The 17088-nt window shown below is 72.6% G+C and carries 14 protein-coding genes; 9 read left to right on the top strand and 5 right to left on the bottom strand.

Annotation, left to right across the window (positions count from 1 at the left end):
• The first annotated feature begins 143 nt into the window (after positions 1–143).
• The gene (locus tag CP975_RS06885; RefSeq protein WP_078593835.1) at positions 144–413 is read left to right on the top strand and encodes a hypothetical protein; all 270 of its coding nucleotides are present in this window, start codon (positions 144–146) and stop codon (positions 411–413) included.
• Positions 414–560: 147 nt separating this feature from the next.
• On the opposite strand, the gene CP975_RS06880 is transcribed toward CP975_RS06885, so the two are convergent.
• The 3 genes from CP975_RS06880 to hmgA are packed head-to-tail and all read right to left on the bottom strand — an operon-like array spanning position 561 to position 3945.
• Positions 561–1769: a type ISP restriction/modification enzyme gene (locus CP975_RS06880; protein WP_150476669.1), complete on the bottom strand. Its 1209-nt coding sequence runs from the start codon at positions 1767–1769 to the stop codon at positions 561–563.
• A gap of 25 nt (positions 1770–1794) precedes the next feature.
• Positions 1795–2544 carry a GntR family transcriptional regulator gene (locus CP975_RS06875; protein ID WP_055526945.1) on the bottom strand — a complete coding sequence of 250 codons (750 nt, stop codon included), beginning with the start codon at positions 2542–2544 and terminating at the stop codon, positions 1795–1797.
• Between the two features lie 27 nt (positions 2545–2571).
• Positions 2572–3945 carry a homogentisate 1,2-dioxygenase gene (gene hmgA / locus CP975_RS06870; protein ID WP_055526943.1) on the bottom strand — a complete coding sequence of 458 codons (1374 nt, stop codon included), beginning with the start codon at positions 3943–3945 and terminating at the stop codon, positions 2572–2574.
• 109 nt (positions 3946–4054) lie between these two features.
• Between hmgA and CP975_RS06865 the strand changes: the two genes are divergently transcribed.
• The 4 genes from CP975_RS06865 to CP975_RS06850 all read left to right on the top strand — a co-directional run bounded on the left by CP975_RS06865 (position 4055) and on the right by CP975_RS06850 (position 9938).
• Positions 4055–4687: a TetR/AcrR family transcriptional regulator gene (locus tag CP975_RS06865; RefSeq protein WP_055526947.1), complete on the top strand. Its 633-nt coding sequence runs from the start codon at positions 4055–4057 to the stop codon at positions 4685–4687.
• 228 nt (positions 4688–4915) lie between these two features.
• Positions 4916–7144 (top strand): molybdopterin-dependent oxidoreductase, encoded by a 2229-nt coding sequence (locus tag CP975_RS06860; protein ID WP_055526941.1) that lies wholly within the window; start codon positions 4916–4918, stop codon positions 7142–7144.
• Positions 7145–7287: 143 nt separating this feature from the next.
• Positions 7288–8766 carry a CitMHS family transporter gene (locus CP975_RS06855; RefSeq protein WP_055526939.1) on the top strand — a complete coding sequence of 493 codons (1479 nt, stop codon included), beginning with the start codon at positions 7288–7290 and terminating at the stop codon, positions 8764–8766.
• Positions 8766–9938, top strand: coding sequence for an MFS transporter (locus CP975_RS06850; protein ID WP_055526937.1), 1173 nt, complete (start codon positions 8766–8768; stop codon positions 9936–9938). The genes CP975_RS06855 and CP975_RS06850 overlap by 1 nt, the downstream gene beginning before the upstream one ends.
• A 92-nt stretch (positions 9939–10030) precedes the next feature.
• On the opposite strand, the gene CP975_RS06845 is transcribed toward CP975_RS06850, so the two are convergent.
• Positions 10031–11242, bottom strand: coding sequence for a S8 family peptidase (locus CP975_RS06845; RefSeq protein WP_150476668.1), 1212 nt, complete (start codon positions 11240–11242; stop codon positions 10031–10033).
• Positions 11243–11599: 357 nt separating this feature from the next.
• Between CP975_RS06845 and CP975_RS06840 the strand changes: the two genes are divergently transcribed.
• The 4 genes from CP975_RS06840 to CP975_RS06825 all read left to right on the top strand — a co-directional run bounded on the left by CP975_RS06840 (position 11600) and on the right by CP975_RS06825 (position 16082).
• The gene (locus CP975_RS06840) at positions 11600–12007 is read left to right on the top strand and encodes a YciI family protein (RefSeq protein WP_055532655.1); all 408 of its coding nucleotides are present in this window, start codon (positions 11600–11602) and stop codon (positions 12005–12007) included.
• Positions 12008–12015: 8 nt separating this feature from the next.
• Positions 12016–13191: an RNA polymerase sigma factor gene (locus CP975_RS06835; protein WP_055532627.1), complete on the top strand. Its 1176-nt coding sequence runs from the start codon at positions 12016–12018 to the stop codon at positions 13189–13191.
• A 338-nt stretch (positions 13192–13529) separates the two neighbouring features.
• A complete protein-coding gene (locus CP975_RS06830) occupies positions 13530–14939 on the top strand; it encodes an aldehyde dehydrogenase family protein (protein WP_055532629.1) in 1410 nt (469 codons plus the stop codon).
• A 63-nt stretch (positions 14940–15002) separates the two neighbouring features.
• Entirely contained in the window at positions 15003–16082 is a 1080-nt protein-coding gene (locus tag CP975_RS06825; RefSeq protein ID WP_055532657.1) for a Zn-dependent alcohol dehydrogenase, read from the top strand.
• Positions 16083–16118: 36 nt separating this feature from the next.
• Here CP975_RS06825 and CP975_RS06820 read toward each other — a convergent pair whose 3' ends face one another.
• Positions 16119–17075 carry a DMT family transporter gene (locus CP975_RS06820; protein ID WP_055532631.1) on the bottom strand — a complete coding sequence of 319 codons (957 nt, stop codon included), beginning with the start codon at positions 17073–17075 and terminating at the stop codon, positions 16119–16121.
• Positions 17076–17088 lie beyond the last annotated feature (13 nt).

Raw genomic sequence — 17088 nt, 5'->3', positions numbered from 1 at the left:
CTGGAATCACTCATATTCGGAGAGTAGTCGTCAACCCCCTTGTGGGGGAGGTGAATCCTGCGCCCGGGATACACGTGTGTCACCGCGGGGCGATAGGGTTAACCTGCCCTGGGCCGGGTGCCCTCGTACGGGTGGGGAGTGACATGGAACAGATAACGGTGCGCAGCAGGGCGCGTGTCCCTGCGATCACTTGTGGGAGCAGCGCGAGCAGCTCGCGTCTCGATCGTCATCTCTCGGTGCTGGGCGGCCCCGCCGTCCCGCAGCGCGAGTCGCACGAGGCGACGCTGCTGATGCGTGAGCTCACCTCACGTGACACCACGCGCGCCCGCAGCAGCAGGGGTGCCCGAGTGAGGCATGTCTCGCTCTTCGCGCCGCTGCGCAGGCTGCGGCGATCGCTCTTCGGCGGTCGCTGACCACGGGTGGTCCCCGGGACTGAGCCGCCGCTCCGCGGCGGGTCTTTCCCACCCACCCGTTAGACCCCTCCCCGCGTCCCCCGATGACAACCTTGTCATGCACGCCCACACCCACCCCCATGACCGGTGCCGACCCGTGAGCCGGCCTTAGAGCAGCGCGAACTGCCCCTCCGGCCCCTCCTCGTGGTGATCGAGGACGGATGCCGGCCGCCGTGCGCCGTCGGGCACGGGCAGGACGCCCGCCCGCCGCAATTCGTCCCCGGTGATCGACTCGTCGAGCGCGTCCCGCAACTCACGCTGCCTCGGAGCGAGTTCCGCGATCAGCGCGATGATCGTGATCAGTTCGAGGAGTTCGGACGTCCAGGCCTGCGGCCATGCCGCGGGCCGGATCGCCTCCAGCGTCCCCGGCTCCGTCTCCGGGTCGCCCGCGCGCTGCCCGAACCACCGCTCCAGCACCCGCACCCCGCTCACCTCGAACTCCCATGCCTCCTTCGGTACCGGCGAGATGACCCCCTCCTCGCCGACCCGCAGGACCTGTTCCCCGGCCTCGTACGACAGTGAGCGGGGGCGCGCGGGCAGCGGCGCGCGGACATACGGTCTGCGCCCCCCGGGCAGCTTCGGGCGCTCGCCGTCGCCGCGCAGGTGAAGCCGCAGCAGTCCCCGCCCGAGGGCCACGCCCCGCGCCCAGAGCCCGGCGTCCGCCGTGAGCGGCACGCGGCAGCCCGCCGCCGAACCGGACCCCGTGGCGAACACCCAGGCGAGCAGCGTCCGCGCCGTGACCTCCTCGCCGAGCAGCCCCGACAGGTGCCCGAGCAGGCCGGGCGCCACGTTGGGTTCCCGGCCCCCGGGGCGGCGGAACAGCGGTCTGACGCGGCCGGGCCGCCCGGCCGGTGAGTGCCCGTCCGGCAGCGCGGCCGACGCGAGGACCACGGGCCCCGCGGCACCGGGCACGTAGCCCTGTTCGACGACGAAGAGCTGGCCCTCGCCGGCGACCCGCCACAGCTCGGGACGGGCCACGTCCAGGAGGCGGTGGTCGGGGATCAGCCATTGCTCGTCGAAGGGGCCGTGGGCGACGCGCACGGGCTCGGGGCAGGGGCCCGCCTCCCTGACCAGGCGGCCCGTTCCGCAGGGGTGGCCCGGGAGTTGGGCGACGGCCGAGTGCAGGGTGCGGGAGCGGGTCGGGCGGAAGAGGGCCTCGCGGGCCGCGTCGTCCGCGCGGAGGAAGGCCGCCCAGCGGGCCTTCAACGATGCGGCGTCCGGTCCCATCGGCCACCCGCGGCCCGGCCGGAGCGGTGCGACGGACCACGGCATGAGGTCCGCGAGCAGCGGCGCTTCGTCGTGCGTCACGCCCGGCATCGTACGACGGACCCGGTGGCGGGCGTCACGTCGCTTCGAGCGTGACCGAGAAGGAGAAGCGGTCGCCGCGGTAGTGGATGCGGACCACGTCCAGGGCGCGGCCGTCCTCGTCGTAGGTGACGCCGGTGTAGTGCAGGATCGGGCTGAGCAGTGGCACTTGGAGGAGGCGCGCGGTCTCCGGGTCGGCGAGCGTGGCTTCCACGGTGTCCGTGATGCGGCTGATGCGCACCCCCACCACATCGCGGAGCACCTTCGTCATCGGCCAGCGCACCAGATCGTCCAGGTCGATGCGGGCGGCCAGGTCGGGGCGGACGAAATTGCGGGCGTGGTTGGTCGGTTCGCCCGTCTTCTCGTCGCTGCGCAGCCGGTGGTACGTCGCCACCTCCACCGAGTCCGGGAAGTACGGGGCGAGTTCGGCGGGCGGGGGAGCCGTGTCGTGGTCGAGCAGTTTTGTGATCATGCCCGACTGCTGGGCCACGATCGCGTCGACCGAGCCGAGCAGGCGGACGGGCGCGCCGCGCCGGGCGCTCGGTTCGATGAACGTGCCGCGCCTGCGATGGCGGGTGATCAGCCCCTCGTCCTCCAGCTCCTTGAGCGCCTGCCGCATGGTCAGCACACTCACTCCGTAGTGCCCCGCCAACTGCTCCTCGGTGGGCAGTCGGAGCGGGGCCTCGGGGGTGCGGCCGAGTATCGAGGCGCGCAGGGACTGCGACACCTGATACCAGAGCGGCAACTTCCGATTCAGGACGATCGAGTCCGGGGCAAAAGCGGTCACGGTCTCTCCGAATCAGTCGTGCTTTGATCAGTTACGGAAGTGGCGCTCCAGACCCTGCCATACGTCGTCGTAACCGCGCTGGAGGTGCGACGCCCGAGCCGCCTGTTCCGTCGCCGTCACCGGCCACCGCGTCTCGAACATGAAGGCAAGGCCGTCGTCGATCTTCTGTGGCCTCAGCTCGGCCGCCGACGCCTTGTCGAACGTGTCGCGGTCGGGGCCGTGCGCGGACATCATGTTGTGCAGCGAGCCACCGCCCGGCACGAAGCCTTCCGCCTTCGCGTCGTACGCGCCTTCGATCAGGCCCATGTACTCGCTCATCACGTTCCGGTGGAAGTACGGCGGCCGGAAGGTGTCCTCGCCCACCAGCCAGCGCGGCGCGAAGACCACGAAGTCGACACCCGCGAGGCCCGGGGTGTCCGACGGCGAGGTGAGCACGGTGAAGATCGACGGGTCCGGGTGGTCGTAGCTGATCGAGCCGATCACGTTGAAGCGGCGCAGGTCGTAGACGTACGGGACATGGTTGCCGTGCCAGGCGACGACATCGAGGGGGGAGTGGTCGTAGGTGGCGCGCCAGAGGTTGCCGCAGAACTTGTTCACCACCTCCACCGGGCCCTCCACCTCCTCGTACGCCGCCACGGGCGCCCTGAAGTCCCGTGCGTTCGCCAGGCCGTTGGCGCCGATCGGGCCGAGGTCGGGGAGCTGGAAGGGGGCGCCGTAGTTCTCGCAGACGTATCCGCGCGCGGTCGGGCCCTGCCCGCTGTCCGAGGCGGCCTCCAGCAGCTCCACGCGGAAGCGGACGCCGCGCGGGATCAGGGCGACCTCGCCCGGCTCGGCGCGCAGCAGCCCGAACTCGGTGCGCAGCAGCAGGCCGCCGCGCTCGGGGACGATCAGCAGCTCGCCGTCCGCGTCGCTGAACACCCGGTCCGTCATCGAGGAGTTGGCGTGGTAGAGGTGGATGCCCATGCCGGTGCGCTGCGTCGCGTCGCCGTTGCCGCCCAGCGTCCACAGGCCCGCCAGGAAGTCCGTGCCGGGCGCGGGGTCCGGGAGGGGGTTCCAGCGCAGCCGGTTCGGATCGGGCACCGACTCGGTGAAGGGGGCCGTGCGCAGCGTGCCGTTGTCGACGCGCGTGAACCGCGGGTGTGCGGCCGAGGGGCGGATGCGGTAGAGCCACGAGCGGCGGTTGTGCGCGCGGGGCTCGGTGAAGGCCGAGCCGCTCAGCTGCTCGGCGTAGAGCCCGAGGGGGGCGCGCTGTGGCGAATTGCGGCCGTGCGGCAGTGCGCCGGGCACCGCCTCGGAGCTGTGTTCGTTACCGAAGCCGGAGAGGTAGCTCAGCTTCTCGGCCGTCTCGCGTACGTCGCCCCGGCCCGCACGGCTTGCGTCGTTCACGTGGTCCCCGCTCATGATCGCTCCCTCGCACCTGATTCCTATGGAACACCGTAGGATTCCCGTTTTCCTTCCGCAAGAGGGAGCGCTCTCCTTCCGGGCCGGGGCGATGCTCTACTCTCCCGGGATGTCCCACCGGAACCCGCCCGAGGAACCGCGGCCCCCGGCCTCCCTGCGCCGCGTGCCCGTGCAGGAGCGCAGCGCCGAGCGCCTGACCCGGATCCTCGACGCCTGCGCCGACGTCCTGGACGAGGTCGGCTACGAAGGGCTGACGACCCGCGCCGTCGCGCACCGCGCGGGCGTCCCGATCGGCTCGGTCTACCGCTTCTTCGGCAACAAGCGGGCCCTCGCGGACGCCCTCGCCCACCGCAATCTCGACGCGTACGCGGAGCGCGTGGCCGCGCGGGTGGCCGGCGTCGAACGCGGCGACTGGCGTGGCGCGGTCGACGCGGCCTTCGACGAGTACCTGGAGATGAAGCGCACCGTACCCGGATTCGGCCTGGTCGACTTCGGCGTCCCCTCGGCCCCGGAGGCGATGCCGGACGCGAACGTACGGGTGGCGGAGCGTGTGGCGGCCCTCCTCGCGCACCACCTCGACCGCCCCCTGGACGACCGGCTGCGCCGGACCGTGCTGGTCGCGGTCGAAGCGGTCGACGCGGTACTGCAACTGGCCTTCCGGGGGCGACCGTCGGGCGACGCGGACCTCGTGGAGGAGGCGCGGACCTTGCTGCACGCGTACTTCGCGCGGTCGCTGGACTGACGCACACCTCTGGGCGGGGGCCGAGACCAGCGCCCCAGGGGCGCGGGGAACGGCGCGAGCAACCACGACGCGCCCGCAAGTGGTCGGAATGCGGCGCGGGCAACCACGGCGCACCCGCGGGCAACCGGAGCGAGGCGCACGGCAGCCCCGCCCGGCGGGGGCTGGCCAGATGCATACCGGTCGGTATGCTGGGCCCGCACGCACCCCCGTCCCCGCCCGGGAGGGCCCATGCCCCGCACCGCCCTGCGTATCTGCCCCCTCTGCGAAGCCACCTGCGGGCTCACGCTCACCGTCGAAGGCGCCCGGGTGACCGGGGCGCGCGGGGACCGGGAGGACGTGTTCAGCCGGGGGTTCATCTGCCCCAAGGGCGCCGCCTTCACAGAGGCGGACGCCGACCCCGACCGGCTTCGGGGGCCGCTCGTCCGCAAGGACGGACGGCTCCAAGAGGCCGGGTGGGACGAGGCGTTCGACTCCGTGGCCGCCGGGCTGCGGCCACTGATCGAGCGGCACGGGCCGGACGCGGTCGGCGTCGTCCTCGGCAATCCGAACGTCCACACCGTGGCCGGCGGCCTCTACCCGCCCCTGCTGCTGCGCGCCCTGCGCACCCGCAACCTCTTCACCGCCACCACGGTCGACCAGATGCCCAAGCACGTGTCGAGCGGCCTCCTCTTCGGTGACCCGTACGCGATCGCCGTGCCCGATCTCGACCGGACCGGCCATCTGCTGCTCCTGGGCGCCAACCCCCTGGATTCCAACGGGAGCCTGTGCACCGCTCCCGACTTCCCCGGCAGGCTCAGGGCGCTGCGCGCGCGGGGCGGCACGCTCACCGTCGTCGACCCGCGCCGCACCCGCACCGCCAAGGCCGCCGACCGGCACCTCGAGATCCGGCCCGGCACGGACGCCCTGCTGCTCGCCGCACTCGTCCAGGTCCTCTTCGACGAGAAGCTGACGGACCTCGGCGCGCTCGAAGGGCAGGTCGAGGGCTTCGGTGAACTCCGCGGAGCCGTACGGGAGTTCGCCCCCGAGGCCGTCGCCGCGGCCTGCGACGTGCCCGCCGACACCATCCGCACCCTGGCCCGCGACCTCGCCGCCGCCCCCACCGCCGCCGTGTACGGCCGCATGGGCGCGAGCACCGTCGCCTTCGGCACCGTCACCAACTGGCTCGTCGACGTACTCAACATCCTGACCGGCAATCTCGACCGGCCCGGCGGCGCCCTCTTCCCGCTCGCCGCCACCGCCCGCGCGCCCCGGCCCGCGGCTCCCGGCAAGGGATTCACGCTCGCCCGCTGGCACAGCCGTGTCAGCCGGCGCCCCGAGGCCAAGGGGGAGCTGCCGCTGGCCGTGCTCGCCGAGGAGATCGACACCCCGGGGGAGGGAGCGATCCGCGCCCTCATCGCCATCGCCACCAACCCCGTCCTGTCCGCGCCCGACGGCGACCGCCTCGACAAGGCCCTCGGCTCCCTCGACTTCATGGTGAGCGTGGACCCGTATCTGAACGAGACCTCACGCCACGCCCACGTCGTCCTGCCGCCGCCCCCGCCAAGCCGGAGCGCCCACTTCGACTTCGCCTTCAACGCGCTCGCCGTGCGCAACCAGGTCCGCTACACCCGCGCCCCCGTCCCCCTGGAGGAGGGGCGGCTGCCGGAGACCGAGATCCTCGCCCGGTTCGTGCTCGCCGCCGGCGGCATGCACGGCGCCGATCCGGCCACCGTCGACACGATGGTCGTCGACACCGTCCTCGGCAAGGCCGTCACCGACCCGCACTCCCCGGTCCACGGCCGCGACCCGAAGGACCTCGCCGGGCAGCTCACCGGCGACGACGGGCCCGAGCGGCGGCTCGACATGATGCTGCGCCTCGGCCCCTACGGCGACGGCTTCGGCGTACGCCCCGAAGGCCTCACCCTGGAGCGCCTCCTCGCCCACCCGCACGGCATCGACCTCGGCCCGCTCCGCCCCCGCATCGGGGAGGTCCTGAAGACCCGCAGTGGACGGGTCGAACTGCTGCCCGCCCCGATCGCCGCCGACCTGCCGCGGCTCGCCCGCGCCCTGGACGCGGCGCCGCGCGAGCTGGTCCTGGTCGGCCGCCGCCACCTGCGTTCCAACAACAGCTGGATGCACAACGTCCCCGCCCTCGTCGGCGGCTCCAACCGCTGCACCCTGCACGTCCACCCCGGCGACGCGGCCCGCCTCGGTCTCGCGGACGGCGGCCACGCGCGCGTGGCCGCCGACGGAGGGGAGATCGACGTACGCGTGGAGGTCACGGACACCGTGCGCCCCGGCGTGGTGAGCCTGCCGCACGGCTGGGGCCACGACCGGCCCGGCACGCGGCTCGGTGTCGCCTCCCAGGAGCCCGGCGCCAACGTCAACCAACTCCTCGACGGCACCCTCCTCGACCCGCTCTCCGGGAACGCCGTACTCAACGGCTTCGCCGTACGCGTCACGGCCGCATCGGGGTGACGCCTCGCCGCCCCGGCGTTGACCTGGAGTTTTGCGCTTATTGCTCGCACGTCAACATCTTGTTAACGCGAAAGAGCGAGTCCTAACGTCGACCGGACCGCCAGACCTGGTGGGAGTTCGATGGTGAACGTTAGGTAGCCCCCATGCTGACAATCCTCGGATTCGTCATGATCGCCACCTTCCTGGCGCTGATCATGATGAAGAAGATGTCGCCGATCGCGGCACTCGTGCTGATCCCCGCGCTCTTCTGCGTGTTCGTAGGAAAGGGAGCCCATCTCGGGGACTACGTCCTCGACGGCGTCGGCAATCTCGCGCCCACGGCGGCCATGCTCATGTTCGCCATCGTGTACTTCGGCGTCATGATCGACGTCGGCCTCTTCGACCCGGTCGTCCGGGGCATCCTGCGGTTCTGCAAGGCGGACCCGATGCGCATCGTGGTCGGCACCGCCGTGCTCGCCGCGATCGTCTCCCTCGACGGCGACGGCTCGACCACTTTCATGATCACGGTCTCGGCGATGTACCCGCTGTACAAGCGCCTCAAGATGAGCCTCGTCGTGATGACCGGCGTCGCCGCCACCGCCAACGGCGTCATGAACACCCTGCCCTGGGGCGGCCCGACGGCCCGTGCCGCGACCGCGCTCAAGGTCGACGCCGCCGACATCTTCGTCCCGATGATCCCGGCGCTCGCCATGGGCCTGGTCGCCGTGTTCCTCCTCTCGTACGCACTCGGCCTGCGGGAGCGCAAGCGGCTCGGCACGCTCTCCCTGGACGAGGTCCTGGAGAAGGAGACGGCGGGAGATACGGTCCTGGTGGGCGCGGGCGGCGGCACCGAGGGGCGGACGTCGCTCGTCAAGACGGCCACCGGGGGAGCGGGTTCGGGTACGGACACGGACGCCGCTTCCGGCGCGACGGGCGGGACCGGTGAGTCCGGTGCGTCCGGTGAGGCCGATGCGGACGGCGAGGACGGCGAGGACGACGGGTTCCAGGGACTCGACCCGGACCGCGCCACCCTGAGGCCCAAGCTCTACTGGTTCAACGCGGGCCTCACCGTCCTGCTGCTCACCGCCATGATCATGGAGTGGCTGCCGATCCCGGTCCTCTTCCTGCTCGGCGCCGCGCTCGCCCTCACGGTCAACTTCCCGCACATGCCCGACCAGAAGGCCCGCATCGCCGCCCACGCGGAGAACGTCCTCAACGTCACCGGCATGGTCTTCGCCGCCGCAGTCTTCACCGGCGTCCTCACCGGCACCGGCATGGTCGACCACATGGCCGACTGGCTCGTCGACGCCATCCCCGAGGGCATGGGCCCGCACATGGGCCTGGTCACCGGCCTCCTGTCGATCCCGCTGACCTACTTCATGTCCAACGACGGCTTCTACTTCGGTGTCCTGCCCGTCCTCGCCGAGGCGGGCCAGGCCCACGGCGTCTCCACCCTGGAGATCGCCCGCGCCTCCATCGCCGGCCAGGCGCTGCACATGTCGAGCCCCCTGGTGCCCGCCGTGTACGTACTCGTGGGCATGGCCAAGGTCGAGTTCGGCGACCACACGAGGTTCACCGTCAAGTGGGCCGTGCTCACCTCGCTCGTGGTGCTCGGCGCCGGGATCCTCTTCGGCATCATCTGATGCCACACGCGTCGGCCGGGCCTGCCGGCCGGGCCTGGTTGTTGCGCCTCGTCATCGCCTTCGGCTTCGCGCAGGGGGCGGTGTCGATGGCGCGGCCCGCCGTCTCCTACCGGGCCCTCTCGCTCGGCGCCGACGAGCGGGCCGTCGGTGTCATCGCGGGCGTCTACGCGCTGCTCCCGCTCTTCGCCGCCGTACCGCTGGGACGCAGGACGGACCACGGGCGGTGCGCGCCGCTGCTGCCCTTCGGTGTCGTGCTGATCTCCGGCGGCTGCGCGCTGAGCGGGGCGGCGGGCTCGCTCGCCGCGATGGCCGCCTGGAGCGGCGTGATGGGGCTCGGCCACCTCTGCTTCGTGATCGGCGCCCAGTCGATCGTGGCCCGGCAGTCGGCACCCGACGAACAGGACCGCAACTTCGGGCACTTCACCATCGGGGCCTCGCTCGGCCAGCTGGTCGGTCCGATCGCCGCGGGCGCCCTGATCGGCGCGGACATGGGGCGCACCAGCGCGCTGGCCCTGCTCGTCTCGGCGGCGGTCGGCGCGGTCTCCCTCGCCTCGCTGTGGCGCATCGAGCACGTCCGGCCGGCGCGTTCCGTGGAGAGCGCCGAGCGGGTGCCGGTGCTGGGCATCCTGCGCGCCCGTGGCGTGCCCGGGGGCATCTTCGTCAGCCTCGCCGTGCTCTCGGCGACGGACATCCTCACCGCCTACCTGCCGGTGGTCGGCGAGCACCGCGGCATCGCCCCCGCGACGGTCGGGCTGCTCCTGAGCCTGCGGGCGGCGTCGACCATCGCCTGCCGCCTGGTGATGACCCCGATGATCCGCCTGCTCGGCAGGACCGCCCTGCTCACCGGCACCTGTCTGCTGGGCGGGCTGCTCTGCGCGGGCATGGCGCTGCCCGTACCGTTGTGGGGGCTCGCCCTGATGTTCGCCGCGCTCGGCTTCTGCCTCGGCGCCGGGCAGCCGCTCTCCATGACGACCGTCGTCCAGGCGGCCCCCGACGGCGCGCGCTCGACGGCCCTGGCACTGCGCCTCACCGGCAACCGCCTGGGCCAGGTAGCAGCTCCCGCGTCGGCGGGCCTGATCGCGGGAGTCGCGGGTGTGGCAGCACCTTTCGTGATGCTGGGAGGCCTGCTTTTCCTGGCCGCGACGCTGGCCGTACGCTCCCCACGCCCCTGAGGGAAGCGCCCCGAAGGGGCGCGGGGAACTGCGCGACCAGCCAAGAACAACCCGCAGGGACAAACGGTCAACTACCCCCACGGGCCGCTGAATTACTGAACAATCTTGAGCAGCCGGTTAGGAGAACCGGACCCGGGGCTGGTCACAACGCTGGGCGTGGCCCCGTTCACCAGCGCAGAGGAGACCTGCGCGGGCGTGGCGGAGGTGTGGCCCGCCAGGTAGATAGCGGCCGCACCCGCGACGTGCGGCGTGGCCATCGACGTGCCGGAGATGGTGTTGGTCGCCGTGTCGCCGGTGTGCCAGCCCGCCTTGATGGAGACGCCGGGCGCGAATATGTCCAGGACCGAGCCGTAGTTCGACCAGCTGGCCCTGGCGTCGTTGCTGCCGGTCGCGCCCACCGTGATGGCCGCGGGGACCCGGGCCGGGGAGGAACTGGAGGCGTTGACGCCTTCGTTGCCCGCGGCGACCGCGTAGGTGACGCCGTCGGCGATGGAGTTCTTCACCGCGTTGTCCAGCGACGTGGAGGCGCCGCCGCCGAGCGACATGTTGGCCACGGCCGGGGCGCCGGCGGCGTGGTGTCCGGTCACCCAGTCGATGCCCGCGATGACACCGGCGGTGGTACCGGAGCCGTCGTTGTCGAGCACGCGGACGCCCACGATCTTGGTCTTCTTGGCGACGCCGTACGTCTTGCCCGCGATGGTCGTGGCGACGTGCGTACCGTGGCCGTTGCCGTCCTGGGCGGTGGCGTCGCCGTCGACGGCGTCGTAGCCGTTGACCGCGCGGCCGCTGATCTCCGAGTGCGAGATGCGTACGCCGGTGTCGATCACGTACGCCGTGACGCCGGAGCCCGCGGTGTCCGGGTAGGTGAAGCCGCCGTTCAGCGGCAGCCTCGCCTGGTCGATGCGGTCGAGGCCCCAGGGCGCGTTGGTCTGCGTCGCGCTGACCCGCACGCGCTGGTTCTGCTCGACGCTCGCGACCGCGGGGTCGGCGGCGAGGCGTCTCGCCTCCGCCTCGCTCAGCTTCGCGGTATAGCCGTTGAGCGCGGACTTGAATGTCTTCGTCACCGAGCCGCCGTACTCGGATATGAGGCCCTTGCCCCGGCTCGTGGCGGCCTTGAGGCCCGAGCTCTTCTTCAGCGTGACGATGTAACTGCCCTTGACCGCGTCGGCGGAGCCCGCCGCGATCACGGTGCCCTCGGCGGGAGCGGCCTGGGCGGGGAGCGCGGTGACCGTGCCGAGGACGGCGACGGCGGCGGTCGAGATCGCCGCGGCGATCACCGTCTTCTTGCTACGCAGCATTGCCATTACGAGGGAGTCCTCCTCATAGGCGGCGCGCCCGGGTGGGGCGACGCGACTGTGGGGGGTGCGTGCGTGATCGCACACACAGAAGGGAGCGGTGCGGTCCGCTCCCGTCGCGAGCAGCAGCGTGGCCGCTGCGCGTGGGGTAGATCAAGAGGTGCGACGTCTTGTCATGCGTATGTCACGCAACGGAAATCAAATTCCGGACGACGTCGCGGTGAATGTCAGCTTTGGAGCCGCTTCGTGGAGTCACTTCTCGGAATCGCGAAAAAACTTCGCCCGCCGTGTCGAGAACCCGTGACCGGCTCCGTCCCCGAGGTGAACGCGACCACAATGGGCCGCGTCGGAACCGAGGAGAGCACGATGGCCAAGTACCTGCTGCTGAAGCACTACCGGGGCGCCCCGGCCGCGAACAACGACGTGCCCATGGACCAGTGGACGCCCGAGGAGATCTCGGCGCACATCCAGTACATGAGGGACTTCGCGGACCGGCTGGAGAAGACGGGCGAGTTCGTCGACGGTCAGGCGCTCGCCCCCGAAGGGACGTGGGTGCGGTACGACGGTGAAGGGCGCCCGCCGGTCACCGACGGCCCGTTCGCCGAGACCAAGGACCTCATCGCGGGCTGGATGATCATCGACGTCGACACCTACGAGCGCGCCGTCGAGCTGGCCGGAGAGCTGTCGGCCGCCCCCGGGGCGGGCGGGAAGCCGATCCACGAGTGGCTCGAACTGCGCCCGTTCCTGGCCGCGCCGCCCACCATCACGGAGTGACCTCACCGATGGACGAGGCCCTGCTGAGGAGCCTCACACCGAGCGTCCTGACGATCCTCGTCCGCCGCGGAGCCGACTTCGCGGCGGCCGAGGACGCCGTGCAGGACGCTCTGGTGGAGGCGGTCCGCGTCTGGCCCGACGACCCTCCGCGCGACCCGAAGGGCTGGCTGATCACCGCGGCCTGGCGCAAGTTCCTCGACGCGGTCCGGGCGGACACCGCCCGGCGCCGGCGCGAGGAACGCGTCGACGAGGAACCGGCACCAGGGCCCGCCCCGACGGCGGACGACACGCTCCAGCTCTACTTCCTGTGCGCCCATCCGTCGCTGAGCCCGTCCTCGGCCGTCGCGCTCACCCTGCGGGCCGTCGGCGGGCTGACCACCCGCCAGATCGCCCGCGCGTACCTGGTGCCCGAGGCGACGATGGCACAGCGGATCAGCCGGGCCAAGCGCACTGTCTCGGCGGTCCGGTTCGACCGGCCCGGCGATGTCGCCACCGTGCTGCGCGTCCTCTACCTCGTCTTCAACGAGGGCTACTCCGGCGAGGTCGACCTCGCCGCCGAGGCGATCCGGCTCACCCGGCAGCTCGCGGCCGGGATCGACCACCCCGAGGCGGCGGGGCTGCTCGCCCTGATGCTGCTCCACCACGCGCGGCGCGCCGCCCGGACCACCCCAGACGGCGCTCTCGTGCCGCTCGCCGAGCAGGACCGCGGCCGGTGGGACACCGCGTCGATCGCCGAGGGCATCGGGATCCTCCAAGCGGCCCTCGCCCGCGACCGGCTCGGCGAGTTCCAGGCGCAGGCCGCCATCGCGGCGCTGCACGCCGACGCGCCCAGCACCGAGGAGACCGACTGGGCGCAGATCGTCGAGTGGTACGACGAACTCGCCCGCCTGACCGGGAGCCCGGTCGTCCGGCTCAACCGCGCGGTGGCCGTCGGTGAGGCCGAGGGGCCGCGCGCGGGCCTCGCGGCGCTCGCGGCGCTCGACGACTCCTTCCCGTCCCTCGCGGGCTCTTCGAACCGGGACCCCCTTCCCCGCCGCACCGCGGTGGCGGCGTACCTCCACGAGCGGAACGGAGACCTGGCGACGGCGGCACGGCTGTACGCCGAGGCGGCCCGGAAGGCGCCCAACCTCGCCGAACGCGACCACCTGACACGCCAGGCCGCCCGGCTCAACGGCCGCCGGTGAGGAGGCCGTCGGCGGTGAGGAAGCCGTCGGCGGTGGGGGGTCGTGCGTGTCAGCCCCGCGTCCCCGCCGCCTCGAAGTCCCATACGGCGTGCGGGCCAGGACCGACCGTGAGACCGACCGACCGGCCGCTCCGCTCCTGGTGGCGTTCCCGCCCCGACGAGGGCGGCTGCGAGGGTCACGGCCAGGACCATGGTCATCCGCAACGTACGGCGCAGAGGCGGCATGAGGGCGAGCCTGGAGCGGGGAGGGCGGCGGAAAGGGGAGGACGCCGGCTGCCCCTGGTGCCAGAAAACTATCAGCGCTAGTTTGTAGTGCGGACGTCAACCTGGAGGAGTGCGATGAAGGCCCACGACGGCGTGTACGAGGCGCACGACGGCATGTACATCGACGGCGCATGGCGCCCGGCCGCGGGCACCGACACGATCACGGTCGTCAACCCGGCCGACGAGCGGACCATCGGGCGGGTCCCGGCCGGCACCGCGCAGGACGTCGACGCCGCGGTGCGCGCCGCCCGCGCCGCCCTGCCCGGCTGGGCCGCCACCCCGCCCGCCGAGCGGGCGGCCCTGATCGGCGCGCTCCGCGACCGGCTGGTCGCCCGCAAGGACGAGATCGCCGGGATCGTCACCGCCGAGCTGGGTGCCCCGCTGCCGTTCTCGCAGGCGGTCCACGCCGGGGTGCCGGTCATCGTCTGCGGTTCGTACGCCGAACTGGCCGCGACCCACCCCTTCGAGGAGAAGGTGGGCAACTCCACCGTCTATCTGGAGCCGGTCGGCGTGGTCGGCGCGATCACGCCCTGGAACTACCCCCTGCACCAGATCGTCAACAAGGTGGCCCCCGCGCTCGCCGCGGGCTGCACGGTCGTGCTCAAGCCCGCCGAGGACACCCCGCTCACCGCCCAGCTCTTCGCCGAGGCGGTGCACGAGGCGGGCGTGCCCGCGGGCGTGTTCAACCTCGTCACCGGGCTCGGCCCGGTCGCGGGGCGGGCGCTCGCCGAGCACGAGGGCGTCGACCTGGTCTCGTTCACCGGCTCCACGGCCGTCGGCCGGCGGATCGGCGCCACGGCGGGCGCGGCCGTCAAGCGCGTCGCCCTGGAGCTGGGCGGCAAGTCCGCCAACGTCATCCTGCCGAGCGCCGACCTCGCCAAGGCCGTCAACGTGGGCGTGGCGAACGTCATGTCCAACTCCGGCCAGACGTGCAGCGCCTGGACCCGCATGCTGGTGGACTCCGCGCGCTACGACGAGGCGGTGGAGCTGGCGTCCGCCGCCGCGGCCAAGTACGGCCCCCGCATCGGCCCGGTCGTCAACGCCAAGCAGCAGGCCCGGGTGCGCGGTTACATCGAGAAGGGCGTCGAGGAGGGGGCCAGGATCGTGGCGGGCGGCCCCGAATCGCCGACGGAGCGGGGGTACTTCGTCCAGCCCACCGTCTTCGCCGACGTCACCCCGGAGATGACCATCGCCCAGGAGGAGATCTTCGGCCCGGTGCTCTCCCTCATCCGGTACGAGGACGAGGACGACGCCCTGCGCATCGCCAACGGCACGGTGTACGGCCTCGCGGGCGCGGTGTGGGCGGCCGACGACGCCGAGGCGGTCGCCTTCGCCCGCCGCATGGACACCGGCCAGGTCGACATCAACGGCGGCGGCTTCAACCCCCTCGCCCCCTTCGGCGGTTACAAGCAGTCGGGCGTCGGCCGCGAGCTGGGGGCGCACGGCCTGGCGGAATACGTACAGACGAAGTCGCTGCAATTCTGAGCGGTTCCGACCCCACTCGCCCGAGCCAGCCAGCCAGCCAGCTTCTCCAAGGAGTACGTGAACGTGGTCCGCGCCGCCATCCTCCCCGCCGTCGGCTCCCCGCTGGAGATCGCCGACATCGATCTGCCGGAGCCGGGACCCGGCCAGGTCCGCGTGCGCCTCGCCGCCGCCGGGGTCTGCCACTCCGATCTGTCCCTGTCCGACGGCACGATGCGGGTGCCGGTGCCCGCCGTGCTCGGCCACGAGGGCGCGGGCACCGTCGTCTCCGTCGGCGAGGGCGTCACGGGGCTCGCCCCCGGCGCCGGCGTCGTCCTGAACTGGGCGCCTTCCTGCGGCAGTTGTCACGCCTGTTCGATCGGCGAGGTGTGGCTCTGCGCGAACGCCCTCGCGGGCGCCGCCGACGTCTACGCGAAGCGGCCGGACGGCACGGATCTGCACCCCGGCCTGAACGTCGCCGCGTTCGCCGAGGAGACCGTCGTCGCGGCCAACTGCGTCCTGCCGGTGCCGGAAGGCGTCCCGCTCACCGACGCGGCCCTCCTCGGCTGCGCCGTCCTGACCGGATACGGCGCCGTGCACCACTCGGCGAAGGTGCGCGCGGGCGAGACCGTCGCGGTGTTCGGAGTCGGCGGGGTCGGCCTCGCCACCTTGCAGGCGGCCCGGATCGCCGGCGCCTCGCGGCTCATCGCGGTCGACGTCTCCCCGGAGAAGGAGGAGCTGGCACGTTCGGCGGGCGCCACCGACTATGTGGTCGCCTCGGAGAAGACCGCCCGCGCCATCCGGGGGCTCACCGGCGGGCAGGGCGTCGACGTCGCCGTGGAGTGCGTGGGCCGCGCGGTGACGATCCGCACGGCCTGGGAGTCCACGCGCCGCGGCGGCCGCACCACGGTGGTCGGCATCGGCGGCAAGGATCAGCAGGTCACCTTCAACGCCCTGGAGCTCTTCCACTGGGGCCGGACCCTGTCCGGCTGCGTGTACGGCAACTGCGACCCGGCGGTCGACCTGCCAATCCTCGCCGAGCACATCCGGGCGGGCCGCCTGGACCTCGGTGTCCTGGTGACCGACCGGATCGCCCTCGACGGCATCCCGGCGGCCTTCGAGCACATGATCGCGGGCAAGGGCGGCCGAGCGCTGATCGTCTTCTGACGCCCGGCCGCCGGGGCGGCAGGGCCCCGGTGACGGCTACTTGCCGGAGGGGGCGGGTGCGGGGACGGCCTCGGCGCGGCCGCGGGGACGGGAACGCGCCACCGCGACCCCGGCCAGGCACAGCGCGCCCCCGGCGAGGGTGACGGCACCCGGCACCTCGTCGAGGGCGAGCCACGACATCACGACGACCAGCGCCGGCACGGCGTACGTCGTCGCGCCCATGCGGCTCGCGGTCGTGCGGGCCAGCGCGTACGCCCAGGTGGTGAAGGCGAGGGCGGTCGGAAAGACACCCAGGTAGAGCATGTTGAGAGTGGCGGAGGCGGGCGCCCGGCTCAGTTCGTCCACGAGCTGCCCCGCGAACGGCAGGCACAGCACGGCGCCCACCAGGCAGCCGAAGGTCGTCACCTGGAGGGCGCTCGCGCTGCCGAGCGCGGGCTTCTGGGCGACGACCCCGGCCGCGTACCCCACGGCGGCGATGAGGCAGAGCGCCACGCCGAGCACGGACGCGCGGCCCTCGCCGGACATCGAGAAGCCGACGGCGATCGCGCCCGCGAACGACACCGCCATGCCCGCGAGCAGCCGCGGCGGCAGCGGGTCGCCCAGCAGCCGCGAGCCGAGCAGGGCCACGAGGATCGGGCCCATGTTCACGAGCAGCGCGGCGGTACCCGCGTCGACCTGCTGCTCACCCCAGTTGAGTACGACCATGTAGACCCCGAACCAGAGCAGGCCGGACACGGCGATCCCCGGCCAGGCGGCGCGCGGCGGCAGCCCCTCGCGGCGCACCGCCCATATGACGCCGAGCGTCAGCGCCCCGGCGAGCAGGCGCCCGAGCGCGAGCGCGCCGGGGGAGTAGGCGGATCCCGCGCTGCGGATGGAGACGAAGGCGGAGGCCCACATGACGACGGTGAACGTGGCGGCCGCCGCGGCGAGCAGTTCGGGGCGGCGGGCCGAGCGGCGGGCGGCCGGCTCGGGGGAGAGGCTGGAGGTAGACATGAGGAGAGGCTAG

Origin of the sequence: Streptomyces alboniger (assembly GCF_008704395.1) — a bacterium.
GTDB classification, from domain to species: Bacteria; Actinomycetota; Actinomycetes; order Streptomycetales; family Streptomycetaceae; genus Streptomyces; species Streptomyces alboniger.
Note: the sequence above shows the minus strand (reverse complement) of the source record. Positions and strands in the feature narration are given on the sequence as shown.